Below are 19,571 nucleotides of genomic sequence, written 5' to 3'. Positions count from 1 at the left end.
TACGTTAAAACCGAAACTAATCATCATGAAAAAAATATAGCCTTAACAAAAGTGCTAAGGCTTTATTAGAAACTATGAAGTGAGCTTGTCGCTAACTACATGATTTTCTGCATTACATCACCAATTTGAATGCTTCCAGCAAGGCTAGGTTGATCAATCGTGAGTTCAGCTTCGTTCTCATAAACGCGAGAAACGGTCAGTGTGATATCGCTTTGAGAGACCTTATTACGTGGCAAGCCTCGTTGGTCGATAAACGAACCGGTGTGCCACAGTTGCAGTTTGTCACCTTGTTGAACGCCATGCATTCGACCTAAATCAATGGTCACAGTGTTACCAAATACTGCAGCCACCTCTGGAAGCGTGATTTTACATGATACTTCTGATTCCAAGTCCAACATAATATTGCGGCTGACGCGAAGCATCATACTGCCGTAGGTTGATGCCCAGAAACGAGCACTGCGCGTATCAACCTCACTGGTCTTAGCAAAAGGCCATTTTGCCACTTCACGATAGCTGCGGTTATAAACCTGATGACCTGTTTTGCCATCGAAGACTTGCATTTCTAAGGCAAACTGGCGGTTTATAATGTCGTCTTTTAGAAGCTTGGATTCAATGGTCGCAGTTAAATCGGTGATATCACCGCCGATAATGTACTGTGCTCCCGTGTCTTGTGCGATCATTTTGATCACTTCCGGTCGACGCTTGTCGATATCGTAATTGGTTGTACCAACAGAAACAAAGCTACGAGATTCTTGGGCCAGTTGTCGGTCAACGACATGGCTAAAATCATCACCAATATTATAGATTCTGCCCATTACAGCTTGTTGTGGGGAAGTCACATCAATGTTGCCGACCAAAAATGTTTTCTTATATTGGCTCTCATGGCAAGCATTTGCCGAAGGGTAGATGTCGATCCTTGCAGTGACCATTATATTGCCACTGCGTTTTTTCTCTTTTTCTACCAAGATGTAGCGCACTTCATGATTGGTAAATTGAAACTCTTTCTTGTTTGCGTCGAGATAGGGCGTGAGGTTGGAGATACTACCAATATCAGCACCTGAGAACTGGATTGCTTTATATACCGCGTCTTCCAGAGCATGGACCCTTGCCGTTTCCTCTGACGATACGATGGCTGCGGTACCGGTAACTTCATACCAAGAGGCATGAGCACTGAAGCTTATGGTTATCAGTGAACTTATTGAAAATAAGTAAGAAATTATTTTTTTCATCTATTCGTTACCAGTTGGGTATAAATATTGCTTAACAAATAACTATAAGCTTGAAGCTGACTTAAGTGCGTTTTTCTTAATCTGAACCATTAATGAAAAGCAAAGACTGTTCCAACATTGTAATCCATTGAAAAGAATAATGGTGAGAACATATTGGAATAGGTAGCACTAAACATATCTGGAGATTAGAGAATGAAAAAATGGCTCGTAGTAATGAGTGTCATGTTACTGACATCATGCGCTTATTCGCCGATCTATAACGGCAAGTCTGAATATTCAGGCAGTCAGTTTATGTTGATGGACAGCCCTCGTCATACCATGGACTTTTTCGTGGAAAGTATGACTGAAGATTTGATCATTTCGAATACGAGTATTTCAGCAAGAACTCCAATTGCGATAACTTCGTTTGTTGACCTGCAACACATGGACACAACAAACTGGCTAGGAAACTCGGTATCAGAAGGCTTCATTCATCAGTTTCAGCGTCGTGGCTTCAAGGTGGTTGATTTTAAAACAACAGGTTCTATCCAAGTCACTCACCAAGGTGATTTTGCATTAAGCCGTGATTGGAAAGACTTAGCTCAAGAGCAAGATGTCCAGTACGTGCTGACAGGCACTATGCTTCGCCAAGAGGGCGGTGTTCTAGTTAATGCTCGTGTGGTAGGTATGCAAACTCGTATTGTGGTAGCTTCCGCGCAAGGCTTTTTGCCAGCGGATCGTATTGGTCGAGATCTAGATACTCTGAACAGCATTCGAACTCAAGATGGTGTCATTATTCGTTCTGATCCAACGATGACTCAGCCTTACACCGTTATTCTTCGCCCCTAGGAGTTCGAGATGAAGAAGTTAATATTTGTTGTTGCCGCTTTACTGCTTGTTGGCTGTCAGCCTCTGCAAAACATGAGGCCAGATGATTACTTAGTTGCCGTTGGTTACGCGAGTATCAGTGAGCAAAAGGGACGTAACGACGAGGAAAGGCGCATTCGTGCGATGAGAGCTTCCAAGATCGATGCTTATCGTGAACTTGCTGAACAAGTGTATGGCATGCGAGTGAGCGGCCGAGCAGAGCTGGAAGATCAACGCCTTGGCACTGAACGTACTTCTGGTGCAGTTGATGGCGTAATCCGTGGCGCAGAAGTAGTGCGCAGCTACCCAGTGGGTGATAGCTATGTAACAGAGCTCCAATTAGATATCCGTAAGATGGAACAGCTACGTAATTACGGTGAAGTTCAGGCAGTGCCTGAGAAGAGACAACAAACGTTGTTCTAGTTTTAGGAGCATCCAGTTTAGTTTACCTAATTATATTGGCTGCCACTCGCTTTCCAGATGGCGTATCGGCAACCAATAACGGTTATGACTAAGAAAGCGGCAAGTATAAAAATACTTGCCGCTTTTTTGTGTTTATCGTTTATTAGGGGCATTTACAGGTTTAGAGAGACTTTGACGGTGTAGCGAGAAGGGTAGGCTGAGATACAGATACAGATACAGATACAGATACAGATACAGATACAGATACAAGCAAGAAGGGTGTTGTGCGAAGAAGATTAGACCAATTAGGCTTTTACATTGGTTCCCAGCGTAGAAATCGTATGCGTTTGGCCACCGGCATTGTAAGTCATACCAATTTTACCATGGCTTTGCTGCATCATATTGCTGAGTTTTTTGAAACTAAGGTGTGCTCGATTCAAGGCTTCGCCATTGACTAGGTTCGCTTGGTGGCAGTCGTGCACTATGGACTTGATGGTCGCGACTAACTGAGCAAGTTCAGGGTTCTCGGTCAATTCTGAGATATTGGTATGGGTAGCAATTCGTTGATCGGTTGATTTTAGCTGTTCAACAAGGACCACTTTTTCTTTGGCGATTCGCTCAATATCGTTTGATTGTCGGCTCGTAATAGCGGTTTTCTCTGAACTTAGTAATTCAGATAAGGCTTTGGCATTTTGAAGTTGAAAATTAACTAAATCTGCTAGTGCCGCCATAACGTAAACCTATTCATAACCTCGTGTACTTTAAGACAATAACTTCAATGAAAAGTTAGTGTTTTCTTAAAGGCCTTTTAATTCATCTTCGAACTTGATCATGTTGTCAGCCAGTTTTTCTGGATCGACAGTGTATGAACCATTCGCAATCGCTTCTTTGATCGCAGCAACTTTTACAGAGTCAAAGCTTGGTTGTGCAGCCATGTCTTGATGGAGCTGACCAATCGCTTTGCCTTGTTGGCTTAGTGAAACCGCGTCTTTGCTTGCTGGTGATTTAGTTGACACATCAGAACGTGATGCCTCAGAGCTAGAATCAGAGCGTACTGTTGGTCGGTTAGTGGTCGTTAGGGTTTGCCCTGAACGAATATTATCAATGCCTGCCATAGTTAAGCCTTTTTCTTCAAAAATGGGAACCTGTACAGTCAATATCGACCAAGGGTTCGAATACTTTAGCAATTTTTAGCTCAATAGTCGAAAAGGGACAAAACACCGCAGCCGTTATATTTTGGCGTTAAAGTTGAGAGCAAAATAACTAACGATACCGTCAATTTAGAAGTAAAGAGTTAAAAGTAAACCGTGACTTCAGACATGCTGGTAACAATACCTTCAATTATACGCTGTGATTTATCATTTTTCACTCTTACTTGATCACCCATTGAGCCATCCGTAAGCGCAGTCCCTTTGGTGGTAATGGTCATGCCACCTTTTACTGCCTGTATGATAACCTTCTCGTTTCGGCATACGACACAGATATCGCCTCTTTCGACAACATCACCTGGCCTCAGGTTCTTTTTTACCTTAGCGCCGATCACTTGTTGGGGAGCGGTGAAACCTTGGCGACGAAACTTGTTAAGCGAAATCATAGCGGTGGTGACATCGTATTGACCAACGATTTCGCCTCTTGCTAGTGAGCGTGTTGTTGTGACTAGTGGTACTGACATTGAAAGGCGTACCGGCACGTAAACTCGCCACTCATCAGGAACACATTGCACTAAAACCGTAATACTACTGCGGGTATTGTTGGTGGTTGAGGCGCTGGTATCTAGAGGAATAGGGCAATCTGTTGCTTTGATTCTAGAGTCCACATTTGCTGAGTTAACAAAGAGTTCGCCGCCTTGTGGCTGCTCAACTGTCTCTAGGATGTGTTGTTCCGCCGCAGACTGAATCATTTCAATTTGCTCTGGAGTCGCAGCTTGTACAAAAAAACTAAACAATATTGATAAAATGCCGATAAACTTAGCGACAGTTTTAAAAGTAGCTCTACACATTGCTATGGAAAAAAGCGGCAGATTTGTTTTATGATATATCATTCCGTTTCTCTAGTGGTTCGTAGCCTGCAGTAGACTAACACTTTTTATCCAAAAAAGTTTGATATGGAGATGAGCTCATGACGGGTATTCTTGATTCAGTGAATCAGCGTACGCAACTCGTCGGTCAAAACCGATTAGAATTACTAACCTTTCGCCTAATGGGGCGTCAGCGTTACGGCATTAATGTTTTTAAAGTAAAAGAAGTACTTCAGTGCCCTAAACTGACAAAAATGCCAAACTTGAACCCACTGGTTAAAGGTGTAGCACACATTCGTGGCCAAACGATCTCTGTAATCGATTTGAGCTTAGCGATTGGTGGCCGTCCTACAACGGATGTTGAAAAGTGTTTTGTGGTTATTTCTGAGTTTAACCGAACCATCCAAGGTTTCTTGGTCAGTTCAGTAGAACGCATTATTAACATGCACTGGGAGTCGATTCTTCCGCCGCCAGATGGTGCAGGCAAAGCCCACTACCTGACTGCAGTCACCAACATTGATAATGAGCTGGTAGAAATTCTTGATGTAGAAAAAATTCTAGCGGAGATTTCACCTGTTGATGAAACAATGGACAGCAAAATTGCTGAAGAAATCGCAGAAGTAGAACAAGGTAAAGAATTGGTTCGTCGTATCTTGATTGCTGATGATTCAACCGTTGCTCGTAAGCAGGTTCAGCGTGCGATTGAGTCGATTGGTTTTGAAGTTATTTCGGTGAAAGATGGTAAAGAAGCCTATGAGAAGCTGGTGGAGATGTCATCAGAAGGCAGTATTTACGATCAGATTTCATTGGTGATTTCAGATATCGAAATGCCAGAAATGGATGGCTATACGCTAACTGCTGAGATTCGTCGTCACGCCGAACTTAAAGATCTATACGTAATTTTACACTCATCATTGAGTGGTGTATTTAACCAAGCCATGGTTGAGCGTGTAGGAGCTAACTCCTTCATCGCGAAGTTCAACCCCGATGAGCTTGGTGCAGCGGTAAAAGCTGCGTTAACTAACTAAAAGAGACATTAATGACTGCTATAACAATAAGTGATCAAGAGTATCGCGATTTCAGCCGTTTCTTAGAATCTCAATGTGGCATTGTATTAGGTGACAGCAAACAGTACTTAGTGCGCAGCCGTCTAAGCCCATTAGTAACGAAGTTTAAGTTAGCTTCGTTGTCTGATTTGTTGAGAGATGTAGTAACAGGTCGAAACCGTGAGCTGCGCGTGGCTGCAGTCGATGCCATGACGACGAACGAGACACTTTGGTTCCGTGATACTTACCCGTTTGCTGTGCTTGCGGATAAACTTCTACCGGAAATAGCGGCAAATAAACGTCCTATTAAGATTTGGTCTGCGGCAAGCTCTTCAGGCCAAGAAGCATACTCAATGGCAATGACGATTCTTGAAACTCAAGCTCGTAAGCCAGGTATGTTGCCAAATGTATCGATTACCGCAACTGACATCTCAGCAAGTATGTTGGATATGTGCCGCACTGGCGCGTACGACAACCTTGCATTGGGACGTGGACTTTCTCCTGAGCGTCGTCGTACTTTCTTTGAAGATGCGGGCGATGGCCGTATGAAAGTGAAAGATAACGTTAAGCGCATGGTGAACTTCCGCCCTCAGAACCTGATGGACAGCTATGCATTGTTAGGTAAGTTCGACATCATCTTTTGTCGTAACGTGCTGATTTACTTCTCGCCTGATATGAAATCAAAGGTACTTAACCAGATGGCAAACAGCCTGAATCCTGGTGGTTACCTATTATTGGGTGCGTCTGAATCGTTAACAGGCTTAACGGATCGTTTTGAAATGGTTCGCTGTAATCCAGGCATCATCTACAAATTAAAGTAATGAGTGGCACCAGTACTAGGTGCAACGTTACTGCCTAATTTCAAAACCCAGCCAAGTGCTGGGTTTTCTTTTTCCGGCTTAACCTATATCTTTAAGTCAGAGTGACATTCCAATTTACTCTATTTTTTGGCTTGTATATTGCAAGTTTACCCACGAGTAACCTGTAAAAGTATTGATAGCCCGCTTTGTTTTAAAAGTTGGTATATATATTGCTTTGGTTATCTCATAACAGTCAGTTCTTGAGTTGAGGTTTACATGGCTATTTCTTTTGACAATGCTTTAGGCATTCACCAGCACACAGTTGGTGTACGTGAGCGTAACGCTGAGGTGCTTTCCACCAATATCGCGCAAGCAAACACGCCTGGGTATAAAGCAAAAGGATTAGACTTTAAGAAATCGCTGCAAGCGGCAAGTTCTGGGGCAAGCATTGGTCTTAGCCGTACAGATGGTCGGCACATTTCTGCCTCAACAACGGTGAACGGGGAAACGAAGTATCGAATTCCTACCCAACCTGATACAGGAGATGGCAACACGGTTGATTTGGATTTGGAAAGAAACCTTTTCATGCAAAACCAAATTAGGCATCAAGCCTCTCTCGACTTCCTAGGAAGTAAGTTCAAGAATTTAACTAAAGCGATTAAAGGGGAATAATTAGATGAGTTTATTCAATGTATTCAATGTGACTGGTTCTGCGATGAGTGCTGAATCTGTTCGTCTAAATACGACCTCGAGCAACCTTGCGAATGCGGACAGTGTAAGTAGTTCTGCTGAAGAAACTTACAAGGCTCGCCACGCAGTGTTCGGCGCTGAGTTAAATAAAGCACGCAACAGTGGTCACACTGTGCCTGTGAAAGTATTAGGTATTGTGGAAAGCGATAAGCCGTTGAGCGCGGAGTACAACCCAGATCACCCATTAGCGAATAACGAAGGCTATATCTACAAGCCTAACGTGAACGTTATGGAAGAAATGGCAAACATGATTTCGGCATCACGCGCGTACCAAACAAACGTGCAGGTTGCTGACTCGAGTAAACAAATGCTGCTGCGTACGCTGCAGATGGGTCAATAAGGATAAGGAGGTAGCACATGGCTGGAATCAACAACAATGTTGGTCAAAGCGGCTTGTCCTATGTTGACCAGCTGAAGAGTCTTCAAGATGGCGCTAAAAAGCCCGACGAAACAACAGGTAAGCAGGATCTTAAACAAGAAGACTTCTTATCTTTGTTGACTAAGCAATTAGCCCAACAAGACCCTTTTAAGCCGGTTAGCAATGACCAGATGATTGCGCAAATGGCTTCATTTGCGACCGTAGATGGCATTGGCAAAATGAATACACAGTTTGAAAGCTTGAATTCATCAATGACTTCTAACCAAGCATTACAGGCATCCTCTTTGGTTGGCCGCGATGTATTGGTTCCTGGTGCGGCAGGTGTGAAACCCGGTGATGGCGGTATGGCGTCAATGGTTAAGCTTCCTCAGGCAATGGACAATGTAATCGTCCGTGTTGAGAACGAAGTTGGACAATTGGTTCGCACTTTTGATATCGGCTCTAAACCATCAGGCGACACACGTGTTGAATGGGACGGAAAAGACGAAGACGGTAACCCATTGCCGGCTGGTAAATACAACGTGAAAGCGTCGGGTTTACTGGATGGCGAGAACACAGAGTTCCAAGTTTCCAGTTATGCGAACGTGAACAGTGTGCTTCTTGGTAAGGGCGATGGCAACGTACTACTCAATCTGGCTGGTTTCACATCGCCAGTACGACTTGCTGAAGTACTAGAAGTTGGTAAAGCGTAACGCTTTAAAAGAGTGATTATGCTAGCTAGAGAGATTAGGAGAATATTGGAATGTCATATGTAGCTTTAAGCGGTCTATCCGCTGCACAACTAGACCTGAATACAACCAGTAACAACATTGCGAACGCAAACACATTCGGCTTTAAAGAGTCACGTGCGGAGTTTGGCGATGTTTACTCAAGTTCGTTATTCACTAACGCAAAAACGACGGCAGGTGGCGGTGCGCAAGCTAGCCAAGTGGCGCAACAGTTCCATGAAGGTTCAAGTATTTATACGAACAACCCAATGGACTTACGTGTAAGTGGTACAGGTTTCTTTGCAGTATCGAAAGACCGTATGGTACCGGAGATCAATGAACTAACGCGTAATGGTGCATTTCACCTAAACAAAGACAACTACATGGTTACCGCTAACGATGAGTTTCTTTTAGGTTACGATGTTGATCCAAACTCGGGTGAAGTTCTTTCTTACGCGCCAAAGCCTCTCGACATTCCTGCTGAGTTTGGTAAGCCAAAACAGACAGAAAACATTGAAGTAGGAGTTAACCTTCCTGCAAACGGTGATCTTAAAGACCCGGCTGCATTTAACTTCAAAGATGCTGATACTTATAACCGTGCAACGTCTTCGACGGTATACGATTCTATGGGTCAGTCTTACAAGTTAACGACTTACTACCTCAAAGATCAGACTCAACCAAACACTTGGCAGACGTACTACACCATGTCAGATGAGAACGGTGAAAAGCCGGTCAACATCACGGGTGGTGATGCAACAAATGCACAAGGTCATGTTGGTCACACAATGAAGTTCAACAATGACGGTACATTGGCGAGCCTTAACAATGGCCAACCAATTAACTCTGAAGCACTAGGTGCAGGAGCTAACCCAATTGATTTGAACGGTGCAGATCCAACGCAGGTGCTTAAGTTTGGTCTAGATTCATCAACTCAGTTTGCCGCTCCATTTGAACTGACTAAGTTCGATGAAGATGGCGCGACAACAGGTTTCTTAACTAAAATCGATTTCGATGAGTACGGCAGTGTTTTAGGTACTTACTCAAATGGTGAAAACGTGATGCTTGGCCGTGTAGGCTTGGTTCGTGTACCCAATGAGCAAGGCCTAGATAAGAAAGGCGGCACTCAGTGGGATTCTACTAATGACTCAGGTTCTAAAATCTGGGGTGAATCGAACAAAGGTTCATTTGGTAGCATCAACAACGGCTCGCTAGAGCAGTCGAACATCGATATGACTCAAGAACTGGTTGATTTGATTTCTGCTCAACGTAACTTCCAAGCGAACTCTCGTTCTCTAGAAGTACACAACCAACTGCAACAGAATATTCTTCAGATTCGTTAATCGTTTCGAGCGTTTGAATCATCTGCGAATACCCAATTCAATGTTATTGAATTGGGTATTGTTGCTGAATTTGATATGGCTGTTTACTTTTCTATTTGCCGCCCCTATTGCCGCACGGTAATGCCACTGGCAACAATTCTTCCTCAATGATCCTTTTGTGATCCCTCTTCTTCGTTGTTTTCTATTTAAACTATTGATAAATAACAGTTAAAAATACTGGCACAGTGTTTGCTTTGTTAGCCCCAGAAGATGATTTTTTGGAGCAAAATTATGGATCGCGCACTGTTTCTTGCCATGAGTGGCGCTAAGCAAAATATGCAAGCTTTGCAGCTACGTGCTAACAACCTTGCCAACGTAAGTACAACGGGTTTCCGTGCTGATTTAGCACAAGCACGTTCAATGCAAGCGTACGGTGAAGGCATGCCTACTCGTGTTTTCAGCATGACAGAACGTCCGGGTCATAATTTCGCACAAGGTAGTGTGGTCACCACTGGCCGAGATCTTGATGTCACTATTCAAGGTGATGGTTGGATTTCAGTGATGGATAACACAGGCCGTGAAGGTTTAACGCGTAATGGTAATCTAAAGGTTGACCAAAACGGTTTGTTAACCAACGCAAGCGGTCACTTGGTGTTAGGTGAGAATGACGCACCAATCACGCTCCCAATCCCGGTCAGCAAAGTAGAAATTGGTACAGATGGTACGATTTCGGTGATTCCTCAAGGCGCTCCAGCTGAAGAATTAGCGATTGTTGACCGTATTAAACTTGTACGCCCAGACAACCAAAGTTTGTTTAAAGATACGAATGGTCTATTCCGTTCGAAAAACCCAGAGCAGGCATACGAAGCAGATGCAGCGGTAACGTTGCTTAAAGGTGCCATCGAAGGCAGTAACGTAAATGCTGTAGGTGAAATGACCAGCCTAATTGACTTACAACGTCAGTTTGAAATGCAGGTCAAGATGATGAGCACAGCAGAGGAAATGGACAAATCGTCTGATTCACTGCTTCGTATGAGCTAATAGAATTTAAAGGAATTTGCTATGCATCCAGCATTATGGGTAAGTAAAACAGGTTTAGACGCACAACAAACCAATATCTCAACGATTTCGAACAACCTTGCCAACGCCTCGACCATTGGTTTTAAAAAGAGCCGTGCGGTATTTGAAGATCTGTTCTATCAGAATATCAACCAGCCAGGTGGCCAATCGTCTCAAAATACTGAGCTGCCAAGTGGCTTGATGTTAGGTGCAGGTTCAAAAGTAGTCGCAACTCAAAAAGTGCACACTCACGGTAACGCGCAAACGACGTCTAACAGCTTAGATATGATGATTGAAGGCGACGGCTTCTTCCAAGTTGAAATGCCAGATGGTGAAACAGGTTACAGCCGAAATGGTCAGTTCACTCTGAACGGTGACGGCGCGATCGTTACATCAGGTCAAGGTTATGCTCTGCAACCAGAAATCGTGATTCCTGAAGATGCGATTTCGGTAACTGTTGGTAACGACGGTGAAGTATCAGTACGCCTACGTGGTGAGCAAAACAACGTCGTGGTTGGCCAAATCACCATCACTGACTTCGTAAACCCAGGTGGTTTAGAGCCTGTAGGTCAAAACCTTTACTTACCAACCGGTGCTAGTGGCGACCCGCAAGAGGGTGTTCCTGGCTTTGATGGCTTAGGTAATATTCGTCAGTCGATGCTAGAAACATCGAACGTCAACGTAACCGAAGAGCTGGTTAATATGATTGAAGCTCAACGTGTTTATGAAATGAACTCGAAAGTTATCTCGTCGGTAGACAAGATGATGAGCTTTGTTAACCAACAGCTGTAATTGGTTTATTTGCCGTTTACTTTTTTAATTAATAGATCTGTTTTTGCTAATTGATCCATTTACCACTGCCTGCTGAGAGTATATTGCCATGAAACGTATTTTTTGTTTAGCTCTGTTTATGTCTATGACGGGTTGTGCTGTACTGGATCCGATCGAGACTCCAGCAGAAGAAAACGCAACCACAGTAGTTGATGCAGTGGAAGGTGATAAGTCGGCTCAAGAGAGCTCAGGCATTATCGACACGCTTCGTGGTCGTACCGATCCAGTTGCTGGTGACCCTGCATGGGCGCCAATCAACCCAAAAGAAAAACCAGAACACTACGCAGCAGCAACGGGCTCACTGTTCAATGTTAATCACATTGGCAGCATGTATGACGACTCAAAACCTCGTGGTATTGGTGACATCATTACCGTGGCGTTGGACGAGAATACTCGAGCGACCAAGAAAGCCAACGCAGACATGTCTAAGTCGAATGATGCAACAATGGAGCCGCTGGCAGTTGGTGGCCAAGAGTTGACGATCGACAAGTACAATTTTTCTTATGATCTGAGTAACACCAACACCTTTGCCGGTGATGCGTCAGCCAACCAAAGTAACAGCATCAGCGGCTACATTACCGTTGAAGTTATCGAAGTATTAGCCAATGGTAACCTAGTGGTTCGTGGTGAAAAGTGGATGACACTGAACACGGGCGATGAGTACATCCGCCTAAGCGGCACTATTCGTCCTGATGATATAGACTTCGAAAATACCATCGCTTCAAACCGTGTTTCTAACGCACGAATTCAGTATTCAGGTACGGGCGTGCAGAAAGATATGCAAGAGCCTGGATTCTTGGCACGATTCTTTAATGTATCACTGTAAAGCTTGAGAGGGTGTCGAGATACTGACAGCCTCTATCACGCAGCCATATTTAGCTAAGCTATTATAAATTAAAGCAATACAGACAGGTTATTCAATGAAAAAACTAACACTCGTACTATTCGGCATGCTATTTCTTGCCACCAGTGCCCATGCTGCGCGTATCAAAGACGTGGCAAAAGTGGCGGGTGTTCGTAGTAACCAACTTGTCGGTTATGGTTTGGTGACTGGTTTACCGGGTACAGGTGAGACAACTCCCTTTACCGATCAAACGTTTAACGCGATGCTGCAAAATTTTGGCATTCAATTGCCGCCTGGCACTAAGCCAAAAACCAAAAACGTAGCGGCAGTAATTGTTACCGCTGAGCTTCCTGCGTTCTCTAAGCAAGGTCAGGAAGTTGACGTAACAGTGTCTTCTATCGGTTCAGCAAAAAGCCTTCGTGGTGGTACCTTGCTACAGACCTTCCTGAAAGGTCTAGACGGTCAAGTGTATGCGGTCGCACAAGGTAACTTGGTAGTAAGTGGCTTTAGTGCACAAGGTAACGACGGTTCTAAGATTGTCGGTAACAACCCTAACGTCGGTATCATATCTAGCGGTGCGACGGTTGAGCAAGAAATCCCAACTCCATTTGGCCGTGGTGACTACATCACTTTCAACCTAATCCAATCCGATTTTACAACGGCTCAGCGCTTGGCTGACGCGGTTAATAATTTCCTAGGCCCACAAATGGCTTCAGCGGTCGACGCGACGTCAGTCAAAGTTCGCGCTCCTCGTGAAATCAGCCAACGTGTGGCTTTCTTATCTGCCATTGAAAATATTGAATTTGACCCTGCAGAGGGTTCTGCAAAAATCATTGTTAATTCTCGTACCGGTACCATTGTGGTTGGTAAGCACGTGCGCCTAAAAGCGGCAGCGGTAACGCACGGTGGTATGACGGTCGCAATCAAAGAAAACCTCAACGTGAGCCAACCGAATGCATTTTCTGGTGGTCAAACGGTCGTCGTTCCTGATTCTGATATCGAAGTCACCGAAGCCGATGGCAAGATGTTCAAGTTTGAACCGGGTCTAACGCTGGATGATTTGGTTCGAGCGGTCAACGAAGTGGGCGCAGCGCCTTCTGATTTAATGGCAATCCTTCAAGCACTGAAACAAGCCGGTGCAATTGAAGGCCAATTGATCATTATCTAAGGAATAAAGCATGATTAAGAATAACAATGACATCGGCTTTATTCACGACATCGGTAGTTTAGACCGTCTTCGTCAACAAGCCGTAAACGGTGAAGAAGGCAGCGAGAAAGAAGCATTAACCGCGGCGGCAAAACAGTTTGAATCGATTTTTACTTCAATGCTGTTTAAGTCGATGCGTGATGCTAACTCTAGCTTTAAGTCGGATATGCTGAACAGCCAGAACGAGCAGTTTTATCGTCAGATGCAAGATGACCAAATGGCGAGTGAGTTGAGTGCTTCAGGTTCATTAGGCCTTGCGGACATGATTGTTGCTCAGCTAAGTGCAGGTCAAGCAAGTGATGCGACAGAAGACAAGGTTCGCAGTGAAGGTTTTGATACCTCACTGGAAAGACCTCAGTATTCAGGTCGTTCAGAAGAGAAAGTCTCTGAAGTTCAATCTGCTAAGTCAACAACAGACGTGTCAGCAGCAAAACAACCCGCTTCATTTGATTCGCCAGAATCTTTTGTTACCTCAATGAAGCCTTACGCTGAAAAAGCGGCGAGTGCACTTGGCGTTGATTCGTCACTGCTATTAGCACAAGCGGCACTTGAAACAGGTTGGGGCTCTAAGATGATTAAGAACTCTTTGGGCAACAGCAATAACTTATTTAACATCAAAGCAGATAGAAGTTGGAAGGGCGATAAGGTCGCGACTCAAACTCTTGAGTTCCATGGCAAAACCGCCGTTAAAGAGTCAGCTTCCTTCCGTTCTTACTCTAATTTCGAAGATAGCTTTAATGATTACGTGAAGTTCTTGAACGAAAATCCAAGATACGAAACGGCGCTACAGCATCAAGGCAATTCAGAGAATTTCATCAAGGGTATTCATCAGGCTGGTTACGCAACTGACCCTAACTATGCAGACAAGGTTTTACGAGTTAAAGCCAAGATTGATGAGATGAACTAGCGTCATAAATCAACATAGAGAGCTTGCTACTGGCAGGCTCTTTTCTTCTCCGTCCCTTCAGTTCTTACGCGTAATCCATAGTTATCTCCTTACACTTCAATAAATTATTGTCTTTTAACTCTCCATCGTTTGTGTTGGCACATATATTGCTTTTATCTTAGTAATATGCGGTTGTAGTTAATCAGTTCATTCTGGTTTTGTTAAGTTTTTTTGGGGGCATTATGGCGTCGGATCTTCTGAATGTAGGGGCACAAAGTGTTCTTACGGCTCAGAGACAGCTCAACACCACAGGTCATAACATTTCTAACGCCAACACAGAGGGCTATAGCCGCCAGTCTGTGATTCAAGGTGTGAATGACCCGCGCCAGTACGGTGGGCAATCCTACGGTATGGGTGTGCATGTGGAAAATGTTCGCCGCTCTTGGGATCAGTTTGCCGTCAAAGAACTTAACTTATCGACAACCAATGCCGCCAACAAAGGCGATACCGAAGCCAACCTCGATATGCTGTCGAGCATGTTGTCGTCGGTCGCTTCAAAGAAGATTCCAGAAAACCTCAACGAATGGTTTGATTCCGTTAAGACTCTCGCCGATACCCCGAATGATGTGGGTGCGCGTAAGGTCGTGTTAGAGAAAGCTGGGCGTGTCACTAAAACCTTGAATGAATTCCATGAAACGGTACGTCAACAGTCTGATTCTACGAATAAAAAGTTAGAAGTCGGCATTGAACGTGTTAACCAAATTGCGGTTGAGATTCGTGATGTTCAGCGTTTGATGATGCGAACACCAGGGCCTCACAATGATTTACGAGATCAGCACGAAAAGCTGATCAATGAGTTATCTGGCTACACCAAAGTGACAGTAACGCCACGCTCTAATGCGGAAGGATTTAACGTCCATATTGGTAATGGTCATACCTTGGTTTCTGGTAGCGAAGCAAGTCAACTGAAGTTGGTTGATGGTTTACCTGATACGCATCAGCGTCGACTGGCGATAGTTGAAGGTAAGTCTTTGAAGCCGATTACCAGTAATGATATCGATGGTAAAATCGGTGCCATGCTCGATATGCGAGACGAACACATTCCTGACATCATGGATGAACTTGGGCGTTTGGCGACGGCTTTCTCGGAGAAAGTAAACTCACTTCAATCACAAGGTTTGGATCTCAATGGCAATGTTGGCCAAGATATCTTCACCGATGTGAACTCTGAGCGAGTGGCGAAATCACGCGTGACGGCTGGCAGCCAATCAAAGGCTGATGTTGCCGTATATATTGATGACACCTCTGCCTTGAAAGGTGGCGAGTATGGTCTTAAGTATGACGGCAGTGACTATGTCGTGACCAAACCTGACGGTGAAACGGTAAAAGTCAGCACAAATTCAGCAGGCAATGCTTTTTATCTAGATGGGATGCGAGTCGAAGTTCGAAACCCGCCTGAATTGGGTGAGAAGCTGTTACTGCGTCCAACGCGTAACTTTGCGGCTCAGATTCAGATGGAAACCAAAGACCCTAGAGATATTGCCGCACAAAGTTATGAGGCATCGACCACGTTTGCGAAAGGCTCGGCGGGGTTCAAAATCCTAGCGGCCGGTCAATTGCGTGAATTTGAAGTGATTGTTTCACCAAAAGGTGAGCAGTTTGCCGTGACTGACCCGAAAGGCAATATTTTAATGCAGCCGCAGCCGTACCCACCTGAAGGGCCGGTTACGATTAATGGTACAACTTTCGAGTTAACCTCTGGCGCTGTGGCAAACGATAAATTTACGGCAAACCTTGTCCCATCAGAGGGTGACAACGGTAACTTGCGTAAGCTGCAAGATCTCCAAACTGGAAAGATCTTGAATGATGGCGAGTCTACGATTTTAGACCTTTACCACAACTTGAATACCAACACGGGCCTGAAAGCGTCGACGGCAAATCGCTTAAGCGACATTGCCACCTTAGAAAAGGAATCCGCTCAGGAACGTATTGCTTCAGTGTCGGGGGTTAACCTCGATGAAGAAGCGGCAAATATGATGAAATTTCAGCAAGCGTACATGGCTTCCTCACGCATCATGCAAGCGGCCAATGATACGTTCAATACTATTTTGGCTCTGAGGTAGGAAGTATAAATGTTGAATCGTATTTCTAGCTTCCACAATTACCAATCTGTTCAGAACGACTTGCGCCGTCAAGAGAACAAGATACATCACAATCAAGCGCAACTTGCTTCTGGTAAGAAGTTGCAGTCGCCAAGTGATGATCCTCTTGCGACTCACTATTTACAGAATATTGGTCAGCAATCAGAGCAGCTTAAGCAATATAGTGACGCAATCGTCTTGGTTCGTAATCGATTAGAGCATCATGAGGTATTGGTCTCCAACACCGAAGGCTTTGCTGATGAAGCAAAACGAACCGTGATGGAAATGATTAACGGTGCGCTTTCTCCAGAGGACCGTTTAGCGAAGAAACGCGAGATCCAAGAGCTATCAAATAATTTTCTGCATCTAGCTAACTCTCAAGATGAGTCGGGTAACTACACGTTTGCGGGTACTAAGCCGAAGAATCAACCCTTCTTTAGAGATAACCAAGGTAACGTCAGCTATCAGGGCGATGACTATCAGCGAAAGATGCGTGTAGCGAGTAGCTTCGAGATGGCGATGAATGATCCAGGCAGTAAGTTATTTATGGAAATAGATAACCCGTTTGGTGATTACGAACCGCAGTACGAACTCGAACCCGCTTCTGAATTACTTTTGGAACGTGCGACGAACTCAGCTGAAGATGGGTCAACGTATAAAGTGACGTTCGTTGATATGCAGACAGGAAATTATGCTTATCAACTTGAAAAAGATGGCGCAGTGGTGGCCGCAGAAGACTTTGATCCTTCGACTGGCATTGTCTATGAAGGGCTGAATATCCAAATCAAAGGCCAAATCACTAAAGGTGATTCGATCACCTTAGAACCGCGAGAGACTTTCTCTATCTTTGATACGTTCAAAGAAGCTGCTGAGCAGGCTGAAAACCCGGTATCGGATGCATCAGCAACAGCGAAATTGCACCAAGTAACCGAAGAGTTCCACGCCGCGTTTATCCATTTGACCAAGGCGAGAACCGATGTTGGTGCGCGTTTAAGTACGCTGGATATTCAAGAGCAACAGCATGAAGATTTTAAGTTGTCTTTAGCCAAAGCGAAAAGCAACTTTGAAGATTTGGACTACTCGAAAGCCATCATTGAGTTCAATGAAAACTCTCGAGCATTGCAAGCTTCTCAACAAGCGTTTGGTAAAACCAAAGACCTGACCTTGTTTAACTATATTTAATGATCAATCGATATTTAGTGGTGAACTAACACTCACCATTGAAGTTAGATTCTTTGCCGTATGTGCTATGCCGTATGAGCGAATCACTTCAACCTTTGCCGGTTTTTTATACAAGATGTCATCTGTCTGAAAATAGCGGCAAAAAGCGGCAATGGGTCAACGAAGGTACTTTTTGTTCCCCAAGCTAGTTAAACCAAATCGAGTTAAGTTTTAATTTAAGTGATTGATTTTATATATATTAAAAATTAATCGAAACAGTATTAAACTTGGCATATAACTTGTATCTGTATTGGTCATTAAATGATTTATACAGATCTTAAACCCTGCATAGGGTTTAGCGAGTAATACACGGTCAGTGCTTATCCATATGAGAGTAAAGCTGGCCGCTTCGCAGAAAGTTTGCGAACTCATAAGGAGAGCAAAATGGCTATTAATGTAAGCACTAACGTTTCTGCTATGACAGCACAGCGTTACCTGAATAAAGCGTCTAATGATTTAGCGACCTCTATGGAGCGTTTGTCGTCAGGGCATAAAATCAACAGCGCGAAAGATGATGCAGCTGGTCTGCAAATCTCTAACCGTTTAACGGCGCAATCACGTGGTTTAGACGTGGCAATGCGTAATGCCAATGATGGTATTTCAATTGCACAAACCGCTGAAGGTGCGATGAACGAATCAACCAACGTGCTACAACGTATGCGTGATCTGGCGATTCAATCATCAAACGGTACGAACTCGGCAGCGGAACGTACAGCGCTTAATGAAGAGTCTTCGGCACTTCAAGATGAGCTAAACCGTATCGCGGAAACGACCTCGTTTGGTGGCCGTCGTCTGTTGAATGGTTCATTTGGTGAAGCATCTTTCCAGATTGGTTCTAGTTCTGGTGAAGCGATGATTATGGGACTCACTAGTGTTCGTGCTGATGACTTCCGTATGGGCGGTACTACGTTCGATTCTGAAAACGGTAAAGATAAAAGCTGGGAAGTGCCGCCAACCGCGAGCGACCTTAAGTTTGAATTCAGAACCAAAGCGGGTGAAGACATCGTTTTAGATATCAATACCAAAGCGGGTGATGATATTGAAGAGCTTGCTACTTACATTAATGGTCAATCTGATCTTGTGAACGCATCGGTTACCGATGATGGTCGCATTCAACTATTTGTTGCTGAACCTGACCTTGAAGGTGCAATGTCGATCTCTGGTGGCCTAGCATCTGAGCTAGGTATTAAGAGTGAAGGCCGTGCAACATCGGTTCAAGATATCAGCCTGACTAGCGTTGCAGGTTCACAAAACGCAATCAGCGTGATTGATTCTGCAATGAAGTACGTAGATTCACAGCGTGCTGATTTGGGTGCTAAACAGAACCGTCTAAGCCACAGTATTAATAACTTGGCAAACGTTCAAGAGAACGTAGACGCTTCTAACAGCCGAATCAAAGATACGGACTTTGCGAAAGAGACGACGCAAATGACCAAATCACAAATTCTGCAACAAGCAGGTACTTCGATACTTGCTCAAGCAAAACAGTTGCCTAACTCTGCAATGACACTATTGCAATAGTTATTGGTTGAACTTGCTGCTCGTGTTCAGACGTGAGCCATGCAGCAAGGGAAACTGGCAAGCATACTTACTATGAGTGTTTAGCTCTCTCATCTCTCACCTGCTATTCATTTTTACGGTAAGAATGCAACGGCGAGTCAGAAATGTGTTCATTTCTCGATGATCTCCACACAGGCTCTGACCTGCCAACTAGCCCCGGTTCTCTCAAAGGAAAAGGGGCTTTTTCCTTTCTGTTATTTATCTCTCTGTTTTCTATCTTTCTTATTTCTATCTTTTTGCTTTCTACCTTTTTGTTTTCCTGTCTTTTGCGTTTCCCACTGGTTTCTAACTTTAGATTTCTGATCCTTAAGTTTGAATTCACCCCAT

Annotated in this window: 20 protein-coding genes; 16 read left to right on the top strand and 4 right to left on the bottom strand. The window is 44.2% G+C overall.

Annotation, left to right across the window (positions count from 1 at the left end; all coding sequences use genetic code 11):
* Positions 1-95 precede the first annotated feature (95 nt).
* Positions 96-1,229 carry a flagellar assembly protein FlgT gene (locus tag AC3CHU_RS12050; protein ID WP_017095995.1) on the bottom strand — a complete coding sequence of 378 codons (1,134 nt, stop codon included), beginning with the start codon at positions 1,227-1,229 and terminating at the stop codon, positions 96-98.
* A 192-nt stretch (positions 1,230-1,421) separates the two neighbouring features.
* On the opposite strand from AC3CHU_RS12050, the gene AC3CHU_RS12045 reads away from it, so the two are divergent.
* Positions 1,422-2,057: a FlgO family outer membrane protein gene (locus AC3CHU_RS12045; protein WP_004736167.1), complete on the top strand. Its 636-nt coding sequence runs from the start codon at positions 1,422-1,424 to the stop codon at positions 2,055-2,057.
* 9 nt (positions 2,058-2,066) lie between these two features.
* On the top strand, positions 2,067-2,498 hold the full coding sequence (gene flgP / locus AC3CHU_RS12040; RefSeq protein ID WP_004736169.1) for a flagellar assembly lipoprotein FlgP: 432 nt from the start codon (positions 2,067-2,069) through the stop codon (positions 2,496-2,498).
* Between the two features lie 284 nt (positions 2,499-2,782).
* On the opposite strand, the gene AC3CHU_RS12035 is transcribed toward flgP, so the two are convergent.
* From AC3CHU_RS12035 to flgA, 3 genes are all read right to left on the bottom strand, one after another.
* Positions 2,783-3,208, bottom strand: coding sequence for a flagella synthesis protein FlgN (locus AC3CHU_RS12035; protein ID WP_488524618.1), 426 nt, complete (start codon positions 3,206-3,208; stop codon positions 2,783-2,785).
* A 66-nt stretch (positions 3,209-3,274) separates the two neighbouring features.
* On the bottom strand, positions 3,275-3,592 hold the full coding sequence (flgM, locus tag AC3CHU_RS12030) for a flagellar biosynthesis anti-sigma factor FlgM (protein WP_004736171.1): 318 nt from the start codon (positions 3,590-3,592) through the stop codon (positions 3,275-3,277).
* A 179-nt stretch (positions 3,593-3,771) separates the two neighbouring features.
* Positions 3,772-4,518 carry a flagellar basal body P-ring formation chaperone FlgA gene (gene flgA, locus AC3CHU_RS12025; RefSeq protein ID WP_488524617.1) on the bottom strand — a complete coding sequence of 249 codons (747 nt, stop codon included), beginning with the start codon at positions 4,516-4,518 and terminating at the stop codon, positions 3,772-3,774.
* A 77-nt stretch (positions 4,519-4,595) separates the two neighbouring features.
* Between flgA and AC3CHU_RS12020 the strand changes: the two genes are divergently transcribed.
* From AC3CHU_RS12020 to AC3CHU_RS11955, 14 genes are all read left to right on the top strand, one after another.
* Positions 4,596-5,522 carry a chemotaxis protein CheV gene (locus tag AC3CHU_RS12020; RefSeq protein ID WP_004736173.1) on the top strand — a complete coding sequence of 309 codons (927 nt, stop codon included), beginning with the start codon at positions 4,596-4,598 and terminating at the stop codon, positions 5,520-5,522.
* Positions 5,523-5,533: 11 nt separating this feature from the next.
* Positions 5,534-6,361, top strand: a complete 828-nt coding sequence (locus AC3CHU_RS12015; protein WP_004736174.1) for a protein-glutamate O-methyltransferase — start codon at positions 5,534-5,536, stop codon at positions 6,359-6,361.
* Positions 6,362-6,616: 255 nt separating this feature from the next.
* Positions 6,617-7,012, top strand: a complete 396-nt coding sequence (flgB, locus tag AC3CHU_RS12010) for a flagellar basal body rod protein FlgB (protein ID WP_004736175.1) — start codon at positions 6,617-6,619, stop codon at positions 7,010-7,012.
* A 4-nt stretch (positions 7,013-7,016) separates the two neighbouring features.
* Positions 7,017-7,430, top strand: a complete 414-nt coding sequence (flgC, locus tag AC3CHU_RS12005; RefSeq protein WP_004736176.1) for a flagellar basal body rod protein FlgC — start codon at positions 7,017-7,019, stop codon at positions 7,428-7,430.
* A 17-nt stretch (positions 7,431-7,447) separates the two neighbouring features.
* Positions 7,448-8,161 (top strand): flagellar hook assembly protein FlgD, encoded by a 714-nt coding sequence (gene flgD / locus AC3CHU_RS12000; RefSeq protein WP_004736177.1) that lies wholly within the window; start codon positions 7,448-7,450, stop codon positions 8,159-8,161.
* A gap of 50 nt (positions 8,162-8,211) precedes the next feature.
* Positions 8,212-9,516: a flagellar hook protein FlgE gene (gene flgE, locus AC3CHU_RS11995; protein ID WP_017076830.1), complete on the top strand. Its 1,305-nt coding sequence runs from the start codon at positions 8,212-8,214 to the stop codon at positions 9,514-9,516.
* A 270-nt stretch (positions 9,517-9,786) separates the two neighbouring features.
* A complete protein-coding gene (gene flgF, locus AC3CHU_RS11990; protein ID WP_488524616.1) occupies positions 9,787-10,536 on the top strand; it encodes a flagellar basal-body rod protein FlgF in 750 nt (249 codons plus the stop codon).
* A 21-nt stretch (positions 10,537-10,557) separates the two neighbouring features.
* Positions 10,558-11,346, top strand: a complete 789-nt coding sequence (gene flgG / locus AC3CHU_RS11985) for a flagellar basal-body rod protein FlgG (RefSeq protein ID WP_004736180.1) — start codon at positions 10,558-10,560, stop codon at positions 11,344-11,346.
* Positions 11,347-11,434: 88 nt separating this feature from the next.
* Entirely contained in the window at positions 11,435-12,211 is a 777-nt protein-coding gene (flgH, locus tag AC3CHU_RS11980; RefSeq protein ID WP_065206830.1) for a flagellar basal body L-ring protein FlgH, read from the top strand.
* A 94-nt stretch (positions 12,212-12,305) separates the two neighbouring features.
* Positions 12,306-13,397, top strand: coding sequence for a flagellar basal body P-ring protein FlgI (locus AC3CHU_RS11975; RefSeq protein ID WP_017106350.1), 1,092 nt, complete (start codon positions 12,306-12,308; stop codon positions 13,395-13,397).
* Positions 13,398-13,407: 10 nt separating this feature from the next.
* Positions 13,408-14,343, top strand: a complete 936-nt coding sequence (gene flgJ / locus AC3CHU_RS11970) for a flagellar assembly peptidoglycan hydrolase FlgJ (RefSeq protein ID WP_004736183.1) — start codon at positions 13,408-13,410, stop codon at positions 14,341-14,343.
* A 221-nt stretch (positions 14,344-14,564) separates the two neighbouring features.
* A complete protein-coding gene (flgK, locus tag AC3CHU_RS11965) occupies positions 14,565-16,445 on the top strand; it encodes a flagellar hook-associated protein FlgK (RefSeq protein ID WP_488524615.1) in 1,881 nt (626 codons plus the stop codon).
* A 9-nt stretch (positions 16,446-16,454) separates the two neighbouring features.
* Positions 16,455-17,645 (top strand): flagellar hook-associated protein FlgL, encoded by a 1,191-nt coding sequence (gene flgL, locus AC3CHU_RS11960; RefSeq protein WP_004736186.1) that lies wholly within the window; start codon positions 16,455-16,457, stop codon positions 17,643-17,645.
* 423 nt (positions 17,646-18,068) lie between these two features.
* The gene (locus AC3CHU_RS11955) at positions 18,069-19,205 is read left to right on the top strand and encodes a flagellin (protein ID WP_017076826.1); all 1,137 of its coding nucleotides are present in this window, start codon (positions 18,069-18,071) and stop codon (positions 19,203-19,205) included.
* Positions 19,206-19,571: the final 366 nt, after the last annotated feature.

The organism is Vibrio sp. QJM3NY_39 (assembly GCF_057785895.1).
Note: the sequence above shows the minus strand (reverse complement) of the source record. Positions and strands in the feature narration are given on the sequence as shown.